General features: G+C 72.9%; 5 protein-coding genes. All 5 read right to left on the reverse strand.

Annotated elements, in window-relative coordinates:
* Positions 1–42: 42 nt before the first annotated feature.
* On the reverse strand, positions 43–4,536 hold the full coding sequence (locus C5508_RS05005; RefSeq protein ID WP_104523846.1) for a PKD domain-containing protein: 4,494 nt from the start codon (positions 4,534–4,536) through the stop codon (positions 43–45).
* A gap of 330 nt (positions 4,537–4,866) precedes the next feature.
* On the reverse strand, positions 4,867–7,032 hold the full coding sequence (locus C5508_RS05010) for an acyltransferase family protein (protein WP_104523847.1): 2,166 nt from the start codon (positions 7,030–7,032) through the stop codon (positions 4,867–4,869).
* A gap of 120 nt (positions 7,033–7,152) precedes the next feature.
* Positions 7,153–7,950: a polysaccharide deacetylase family protein gene (locus C5508_RS05015; RefSeq protein WP_198597884.1), complete on the reverse strand. Its 798-nt coding sequence runs from the start codon at positions 7,948–7,950 to the stop codon at positions 7,153–7,155.
* A complete protein-coding gene (locus tag C5508_RS05020; protein ID WP_232796922.1) occupies positions 7,947–9,101 on the reverse strand; it encodes a glycosyltransferase family 4 protein in 1,155 nt (384 codons plus the stop codon). The genes C5508_RS05015 and C5508_RS05020 overlap by 4 nt, the downstream gene beginning before the upstream one ends.
* Positions 9,102–9,145: 44 nt before the next feature.
* Complete coding sequence (locus C5508_RS05025; RefSeq protein WP_157943995.1) at positions 9,146–9,538, reverse strand: DUF4352 domain-containing protein; 393 nt, start codon at positions 9,536–9,538, stop codon at positions 9,146–9,148.
* Positions 9,539–9,631 lie beyond the last annotated feature (93 nt).

Below are 9,631 nucleotides of genomic sequence, written 5' to 3' on the forward strand. Positions count from 1 at the left end.
GGACGAACCCTCGACCAGGTGGCTGCCGGTGGAACCGGCCCGTCAGCCGACGGGCGTCACCCGGATGTCGGTGAACCGGACGTCCACACCGGCCGTGGCGCTGCCCGAGAGGTAGCCCCCCAGGCTCACGCCGCCGGGCGCCTGCAGCGTCGCCGTGCTGTCGGTCCGCGTCAGCGTCGGCACCGCCGGCTCCTGCCCGCTCGCCGCCCAGACGCTCAGCGCGAGGTCGGTGGGGCCGGTGCCCGACGCCTGCACCCGGACGGCGATCTCCATGCCCGGCGTGTAGGTCAGACCGGGCACGAGGACCTCCGCACCGATGAGCACCTCGTCCGTGGAACCGCTCAGCCGCACCAGGGCGGCACGGACACTGCCGTCCGCGAAGACCCGGACCCGCGCCTTGTAGGACTGGTAGACCTCCACCTGGCGAGCACCCACGTAGAGCATCGCCCCGCCGCCGGTCGGCACGCCCGACAGGGAGAACGAGGTGCGCACGTCGGCACTGGTCAGCTTCAGGTCGGCCAGGTAGGACCCGGTGTTCGTGCCCTTCGTCAGCGCCAGCGTGGCCGCCCCGTCGGCCACCGACTGGCGGACCGCACCGGACCACGAGGTCCACGCGCCGCCCAGGTCCGCGGTGCCCAGCCCACCGGTCACCGACCGGTCGAAGGCATCACGGGCCACGGCCTCGGGCTCGCCCGGCTCCTGCGGCTGCTCCGGCTGCTCCGGCTGCTCCGGCTGCGCGACGGCGGCCACGGTCACCGCTCGCTCGCTGGTCGCCGTCGCACCCTTGTCGTCGGTGACGGTGAGCCGCACCGTGTAGGTGCCGGCCGCGGCGTACGCGTTCGACGCGGTCACCCCGGTACCGGTCCGGCCGTCACCGAACGCCCACGAGTAGGAGGCGATCGTGCCGTCGGAGTCGGTGGAGCTCGAGGCGTCGACCGACGCGGTCAGGCCGTTCACCGAGGAGGTGAAGGCGGCCTTCGGCGCGGCGTTCGCCGGCGGCGTCACCGGAACGGCACCCACCGGGGCGACCCGGATGTCGGTGAACCGCAGATCGACCGCCGCGGCGCTGCCCGACAGGTAGCCGCTCAGACCCACCCCACCGGGGACCTGCAGCGCCGCGGTGGTGTCGGTGCGGGTGACCGTCGGCGTGGCCGGCTCCGCCGCACCCGCCGCCCAGACGGTCATCGCCAGCTGGGTGGTGCCGGTGCCCGAGGCCTGCGTCCGGACGGCGATCTCCATGCCCGGGGTGTAGGTGATCCCCGGGACCAGGACCTCGCCCCCCACCAGCGCCTCGTCACCGCTGGTGGTCTGCCGCAGCAGGCCGGCCCGCACCGTGCCGTCGGAGAAGACCCGGACCCGGGCCTTGTAGGCGACATAGGCGTCGACCTGCCGCGGGTTCACGTAGACCATCGCACCGCCACCGGTCGGCACGGCCGCCAGCACGAAGGAGGTGCGCACGTCCGCGCTGGTCTGCCCCAGCGTCGACAGCCAGGAGCCGGTGTTGGTGCCGGGGGTCATGGCCAGCCTGGCCACCCCGCCGGTCACCGACTGCCGCACCGCACCGGCCCACGAGGTCCACGCGCCGCCGACGTCGGCGGCGCCCAGCCCACCGGTCACCGACCGGTCGAAGGCGTCGCTGGCGAGCACCGTCGACGAGATCGCCAGCCCGCGCTCGACGGTGGCGCTGGCGCCGTCGTCGTCGGTGATCGTCAGGCGGACCGTGTAGGTGCCGTCCTTCGAGTACTCGTGCGACGTCGTGACGCCGGTGCCTGTGGTGCCGTCACCGAAGTCCCAGGCGTAGGAGGCGACCGTGCCGTCGGAGTCCTTGGACGCCGAGGCGTCGAAGGAACCGGTGCGGCCGGAAGCAGCCGCGGTGAAGCCGGCGGTCGGCGCCACGTTCGGCGGCGGCGCGGTCACCGTGACGGTGCCGGTCCTGCGCGTGGTGGCCCCGTCGTCGTCGGTCACCGTGAGCTGCACCTGGTAGGTGCCGGCGGCCTTGTAGGCGTGCGTGGTGGTGGCGCCGGTGCCACTCGTTCCGTCACCGAAGGTCCAGGCGTAGGAGGCGATGGTGCCGTCGGCGTCGGTGGACCGCGTCGCGTCGAACGACGCGTCGAGGTGGGACACCGCCGCGGCGAAGTCGGCCACCGGAGCGGCGTTCGCCGCCGTGCCGGTCCGCCCCACCGCGTTGTGGGCGGCGATGCGGTCCGCCGGCAGCGCCGTCGGGTAGATCGCGACCTCGTCGATGGAGCCGATGAACCTCCTGGACCCGTTGCCCCACACGTTGTCGGCGCCGATCCGCCAGTTGCCGTTGAAGGCCTCGGCCGACGTGGTGTCGGTGCGCGTGGCGACCTGCTTCCCGTCGACGTAGAGGACCATGCCGTTGGCGCTCAGCGAGGCCGCGACGTGGTGCCAGGCCCCGTTGTTGTAAGCCGTCGGGCTGGTCACGATGCGCACAGCACCGGGCCACACGCCGAAGTTCACGCGCCCCTCGTTGTCCACATAGATCAGCCGGTCGTGCTGACTGCTGATCGTGGAGGACGTCGAGTTGCCGAAGCCGAGGATGCGGCCGCCGGTCTTCGACGACGTCTTGAACCACGCCTCGGCGGTGAACGTCTGGGGCCCGGCCACGGCGGAGCGGGTCGAGGCGAAGGACGAGGAGTCGTTGCGGAAGTCGAAGGCGGTGTTCTTGTCACCGCTCAGCGCCCCCGCAGCGCCCAGGGTCACGGAGTTGCCCCGGGTCATGTCGGCGGTACCGGCCAGGTTGAAGGCGGTGGTCCCCGTCTTCTCGCCGAGCGACCAGTGGTTGATCGCGCCGTCGGCCCGGACCACGTCGGCGTAGGGCCGGGCGGTCCCGCCGGTGGCGACGCTCGCCGTGGTCCAGCCGGAGCCGGCCACGTTGCCGAAGGGGTCGGTCGCGGTGATCCGGTAACGGTGCGTCCCCGCGGTCAGACCGGTGTCGCCGACGCTGATCGTCGGCAGGTTCCACCACTGCGAGGCGCGGGTGACGGTGGCGATCGGGGCGACGGTGTCGCTGTCCCGGTACACCCGGTAGGTCAGGTTCTCGTTGTCCATGTCGCTGGTCGCCTTCCAGGACACCCGGACGGCGCCGTCCCCGACGGAGGCAACCGTGGGCTCCATGCCCGTGGCGACCGGGCCGACCTTGTTGGGCGCCTGCGACGGCACCGCGTAGCGCACGAGGCCCTGCTGGCCGACGCCGTTCACGCGCGGGAACTCGCCGGCGTAGACGACGTAGCGGTCGTTGCCCGTGACGCTCCAGCCGGCCTGGTACTGGCCGGTGATGCTGCCCTGGGTCATGGTCGGGTACCAGTTCAGCAGCGACGGGGTCGGCTTGTTGGCGAAGTTCGTGTTGCGGAACCGGGCAGCGGTGACGTTCTGCGTGGTGCCGGTGGCCGTCTTGCCGAACGCGGTCGCGTGCTTCCAGATCTGCGCCGGCGCGGAGTCCTCCCAGGCGCCGATGGAGGAGCAGTCGTGCATGTGCGAGGCGATGTAGAGGACCTCGTCGCTGGCGAAGCTCGAGTAGTTGTCACCCTTGCAGTAGGCGACGAAGCGCAGGTCGCCACCCTCGGCGGCAGCAGCGAACGTGCCCTCGAGGTTGCCGGTGCCCTGGTAGTCGTAGGCGCTGCCGTAGACGTTCTGCCCGTCGGTCGACAGGCCCCAGATGGCCGACCCGGTGCCCTGGTTGGTGATCAGCTTGTTCACGGCGAAGGGCTTCGTCGCGCCGGTATCGGCGTCGAGCGCGCCGACACCGGTGGCTGCGGTGCCGTTGAGGCTGGCGAAGCGGCCACCCACGACGACCTGCTTGCCGCCGCTGGTCACCACCATCGCCAGCACCTCGTTGCTGCCCTGCGTGGCCGAGGCCCCGGGTACGGGAGCCCACGGGAGGAGCGCGCCGTTGGCCGCGGAGACGGCGGCCAGCCGGGTGCGGCTCACCGAGCCCACGGCCGAGATGTTGCCGCCGAAGTACACCTTGTCGTTGGTCGCCGCGATCGCGCGGATCTGCCCGGCGACGCTGGGACGGAAGTCGGCCACCAGCTGGCCGGTCGCGGTGTCGTAGGCGGCGATCCGGCTGCGGACCTCGCCGTTGGCACGGTTGAAGTCACCGCCGACGTAGACCCGCCGGCCGTCCGGGGACGCGGCGACGGCCAGCGCCTGGCCGTTCAGGTCCGGGGCGAACGAGGTGATGAGCTCGCCGGTCCGGATGTCGTAGGCCAGCATGTTGTTGCGCACGGTCTCGCGCGTGCCGGCGGCGGCACCGGCCGGGCGCGCGGTCGTGAACTTGCCCGCGACGTAGACGGTGTTGCCGACGACGACCTGCGACCACGCGACGCCGTTGATCTGCACCGTGGGCAGAGCGTCGGCGGACACCGTCACAGGCGTCCTGGGGTCGGCCGGGTCCAGGGGGGCCGAGTCGGCAGAAGCCGCAGGGGCCATCAACCCCAGGGCGCCGCCCATCAGCAGCAGGCTCAGCCCGCCGGAGATCCATCGCCGGGCGGACCCCGACACACGTGCAGTCATGCTGCTTCCCCCACCTGCTAGCTGTGGGGAACCCCGTGATCCCCCACCACGCGGCAGACACTAAGCGTGACGATCTTGCTGGCACCAGACGTTCGGTATCACCCGATCCGGTACATCGCCGCAGGTGAGGACGTCGCGATGCACGACCGGCTCGTCCTTCCGATCACAGCCGGTAACCCCCTGGGGCCGGTCGGCGACGACGTCCGGCATGTCGCGGCCCCGCAGGGCCTTGTGCACGTGGTGCCCGGTGGCCGTCGGCGCACGAGCGAACGGCGGAGGCGGGGAGAACTCCCCACCTCCGCCGTTGGAGACCCACCCCGAAAGGGGGACTCAGCTGCCCGCGCTCGTGCTCAGGACGGCGTCCACCACGGCGCGCCCGATCTTCCGCGCGTACTCCGCGGTCATGTGCAGGCCGTCAGCGAAGACCGGCGTGCTGCCCACGACGGCGGGGCACAGCTCCTCGACGCAGAACCAGCGCTCCGGGTTCACGTGCGTCGCGCCGGTCGCGGCGGCGACCTGGTCGGCCACCGAGACCTGGGTGAGGAAGCGCTGGGGTGGGCCCTGGATGCAGTCGGCGGGCCCGTTGACCGCGCTGGCGCACGTCTGCAGGTTCGCCCCCGACGGTGGCGCGGTCAGGATGACCACGCGCGCCCCGGACGCCTGGATCTGCTCGACGACCGACCTCAGGCCCTCGGCCCAGATGGCCGGCTTGTCCGCCCCCGGGTCGGCGAGCTCGGTGTCGTAGGTGTCGCTGAGGATCACCAGCTCGGGCTTCGTCGCGGCGATGTGCCCCAGGGCCCACTGCCGGTGCTCGGCGCATTCCACGAAGGGCCGGTTCTGGTACACCGTCATCGCCGTGATGTTGGGGCACTGGCCCATGGTCAGCGTCTGAAGCGACCACCCGGCGGGTTCCATCTCGGCGCGCAGCCCGGGCAGCCACGCCCCGGCGATCGAGTCACCGAGCAGCACAGCGTGGTGGGAGGCGTCCGGGGCGCCGAAGCGGCACTGCGCCACGTTCCACTCCCCCACGTCGAAGCAGCCATCGCTCCACTGCTGCTGCAGGTAGCCCGACAGCTCGTCCAGCCCCGGACGCAGATCCTCCGGCCAGGCCAGCTGGGTGGCGGCCATCGTGAGTTCCCGCGTCAGCGGATCGGCGTCCGCCGCCGTGGCCTCCGCACCGCCCGCCGCCGCCAGGGCGGCGTCGGCTGCGGCGACGGCCTGGGGGTCGAGCTTGCCGGGCGGGAACGCGACGGTGAGCGCGCCTCCGATGAGCACGACTGCCGCGAGGGCGACCGACGCGACACCGCGGGCCCGCTGGAACACCGGTCGCGCGCGGGGATCGACCTGGGCACGTCGACCCCCGACCAGCCAGCGGGAGTGCAGCACCGGCTGCTCGACGGAGTGGTACGAGAGGGTCGCGATGGCCAGCGACAGGCCCACGGCGACCAGCCAGGTCGAGACCGCGGAGGGCACCAGGACGCTCCAGCAGACCACCACGACCGGCCAGTGCCACAGGTAGAGGGAGTAGGAGATCCGGCCCAGGAACCGCGCCGGCGCACTGCCGAGGGCCCACCGCGTCGCCGGGCCACCCGACGCCGCTCCGAAGGCGACGACCAGGGCCGCGGAGACGACCGGGAGGGCCGCGAGGGAGCCGGGGAAGGGATCGGTGGAAGAGACGACGAAGGCCGACGCCAGCACCCCGGCGAGTCCCGCCCACGCGAGCGCCGCGCGCAGCCGGGCGGGGACCCGACCGAGCGCCCCTGCCGAGACGGCGACGAGCGCGCCCAGGCCGAGTTCCCAGGCGCGGGTGAAGGTGGAGAAGTAGGCCGTGGCAGGGGACTCGGCGGTGGCGTGCACCGACCACAGGAACGACGCCAGGGTCGCGGCCGACACGGCGAGGCCGAGCCGCACCCTCGTCCGCCTGAGCAGCCCTCGCCCCGCCGGGACGGCGAAGGCCAGCAGGATCAGCGCCGGCCACACCAGATAGAACTGCTCTTCCACGGCCAGCGACCAGAAGTGCTGGACGGGCGAGGGCGCCGCTGTCTGCTCGAAGTAGTCGGTGCCCTGGCGCGCGAAGTTGATGTTGGCCGCGAAGACGAGCGCCCACAGCGCGTCGACCACCGTGTCCCAGAAGCGGCCACCGATGAACAGCAGCCAGGCGGCGAGGGTGGAGACGACGAGCGTGGCCACCGCGGCGGGCAGCAGCCGGCGCGCGCGCCGCACGTAGAAGGCGCGGATGGAGATGCGCCCGGTCCGCTCCCGTTCACGGACCAGCAGGCCGGTGATCAGGAATCCGGAGATGACGAAGAAGACGTCGACCCCCACGAAGCCGCCCGACGGCCACCCGACGACGTGGTCGAGGACCACCAGGCCGACCGCGACGGCGCGCAGGCCTTCGATGTCGGTGCGGAAGCGATGCCGATTCGGCTGCCGGACGACCGCGTCCTCGTGCGGCGCGGTCGTCTCCGGGCCGACTCGTTCAGCTGTCGTCGTCATCGCGTCCCCCGGTTCGTGGCTGTCGTGCTGATCTGGTCGTCGTCGCCGGTCTCCGGGCGCGGCCGAGGCCGATCCGACGGGTAGGGCGTCCACTCGCGGGCGCCTGCACCCGCACGTCCGTCACCTGGCGGACGACGTCGGCGGATGTCCGCCGCGGGTCCGGACGGGCAGCCTCCGCCGGCCCAGCCGCACCGTGTGCCGCACCATGCGCGCGACGAGATGCGCCGCGGTGTCCCCGGGGCTGACGTAGCAGCGGGGCAGGGTCACGCGGTCACCCGGGTCGTAGTCACCGGTGACGCAGGCGTGGTCGTAGCCGGCGGCCCCGACGGCCTCGGCCGCAGCGGCGTCGAAGCTGCCGTAGGGGTAGCAGAAGCCCGGGACCTCCGACTGGAGCACGTCCTCGAGCACCCGGCGGCTGTCCCCGATCTCGGCCGCCAGCCGCTTCGGCTCCGCACCGGCCAGAGCCACGTGGGTCATCGTGTGACTGCCCACCTCGTGCCCGGCGGCCGCGACCTCGCGCACCTGCACGGCGTCCATGATCGGCAGCTGAGGGCCGTCGTCCCACTGGTTGCGGTCGCCCATGCGACCGGCCACCACGTAGACGGTGCCGGTCATGCCGTACCGGTCGAGCAGCGGGACCGCGTGCTCGAGGAAGTCGGTGTACCCGTCGTCGAAGGTCAGCCCGACCAGGCCGCGGGCGGCGCCGCCCTCCTCGGCCTGCAGCAGCTCGCCGAGCGAGACGCCGCACAGGCCGAGCCGGCGCAGCAGCCGCAGGTGCCGCTCCAGCCGGTCCGGGTGCACGCGGAGGGCATGCGGATCGGGCGCGTCCGACGGGCTGATCGAGTGGTACATGAACACCGGCGGGGTGAACACCCGCTCCCCCGCCGTCGTGGGGACCGGCTCCCCGGGTCCGGTCACCGGAGCACCCCCATCGGCTCGGGCCGCGTGGCGCGGTCGCCCACGAGCACCCGCAGCTCCCCGACGAGCCGGTCCCGGTAGCGCTCCGGGGCGTGCCGGCGACGGGCCTCCTGTGCGTCGTCCCGGGCCGCCCGGGCGTAGCCGGCGCGGTCGGCCGCGATCCGCTGGACGGCGTCGCCCCATGCGGCCGTCGCGCCCGGTGCGACCGCCTGGACGGAGGCGTAGCCCTCCACCGCCTCGCGCAGGCCGCTGGAGTCGCTCACCACGAGCGGCCGCGCGGCGAGCACGGCCTCGACGGCGGTCAGCCCGAAGGACTCCTCGGCCACGGAAGGCACGAGCACGACGTCGGCGTCGGTCAGGTGCGGCCAGACGTCGGAGCGGAAGCCGAGGAAGGACACCCGGTCCTCGATGCCGGCGGTGCGGACGGCGTCACGCAGCTCCGCCTCGAACCACTCGTAGCCCTCGAAGACCGAGCCGACGAGGTCCAGGCGCGCATCGACGCCCCGCTCCAGGAGCTCCTCCAGCACCGCGACCGCCACCTGCGGTCCCTTGCGCGGGGAGAGCCGCCCGACGTAGAGCAGCCGCAGGGGTCCGGCCTGGTGCGGGCGCGCCTCGGGTGCCTCGGCCGGGGCCACGACCGCGTTGTGCACGACGGCGCTGCGCCGGCGCACCCGCGGGGCGACGTCGGCGAGCACCTCCAGGGTGAAACGGCTGTTGGCCACCACGCGGTCCGACAGCGCCGGGCACAGCGCCATCCCCCGGCGCAGCAGGCGCGGGGCCGACTCCTCGGCCTCGTGCACGTGGCACACCGACCGGCTGCCGCACAGGCGGGCCAGCAGCGGCCAGGACGGGAGCGTCAGCGTGTTCACGTAGACGGCGTCGGTCCCGTGCCGCCGGATCAGCCGGAGCGCGGGAAGCAGCCCGCGGACGGCGTCGGCGAGCAGCCGCACCGCGCCGCGGGGGCGCAGGGCGGAGTTGCGCAGCACCGGCATGGGGCAGCGCACGACCCTCAGCCCCCGCGCCTCGAGCGCGGCGACCAGCGGGCCCGGGCCGGGCAGGGCGACGGTGACGTCGAAGGCGGTGGCCAGGGCGGCGGCGGACTCCAGCAGCACCCGGTCGGCGCCGTAGAGCTCGGCACCGGGGTGCACCACCAGAACCTTCCGCCGTCCTGCCTCCGCGGGCAGCGGCGGCACGGTCAGCGTCCCGAGCCGGTGAACACCAGGATGGGCGCGCCGGCCTGGTAGCCCACGGAGACCTGCACGAGGTCGCGCTCGTCCGCAGGGACGGAGAAGACGTACACGCCCTGGGTGCTCCCCGACGGCGCGACGGTCCCGGTGAAGGGTGCCGACGACGGGTCGTCCAGCGGCGAGGCCGGGAACAGCTCGGTCCCGTAGGCCAGGTCGACGGCGACGGCGTCGGCCGACACCGGCTCCGACGTGCCGTTCGTGAGCCGCAGCGTCACCTTCAGGGCGGGCCCGGAGATGTTGCCCGGACCCTGTCCGGTGCCCTCGATCGCGTCCAGCGACACGACGTCGGCGGTGATCCCGTTGCCGACGGCGGCCTGCTGGTCCCTGTCTCTTACACACATATGAAGCTGCCGACGAAGACGAATGTATAAGTTACGAGATTATCCGTAGCCATAACAAAAAAAAAACAAACCAGTGATAATCAGACTAGTAGA

This window comes from Blastococcus atacamensis (assembly GCF_002938425.1).
GTDB classification, from domain to species: domain Bacteria; phylum Actinomycetota; class Actinomycetes; order Mycobacteriales; family Geodermatophilaceae; genus Blastococcus; species Blastococcus atacamensis.

Coding starts and splice junctions, on each gene's coding strand:
- C5508_RS05025 (WP_157943995.1), bottom strand. CDS start 9,538: ATGTGTGTAAGAGACAGGGACCAGCAGGCCGCCGTCGGCAACGGGATC.
- C5508_RS05010 (WP_104523847.1), bottom strand. CDS start 7,032: ATGACGACGACAGCTGAACGAGTCGGCCCGGAGACGACCGCGCCGCAC.
- C5508_RS05005 (WP_104523846.1), bottom strand. CDS start 4,536: ATGACTGCACGTGTGTCGGGGTCCGCCCGGCGATGGATCTCCGGCGGG.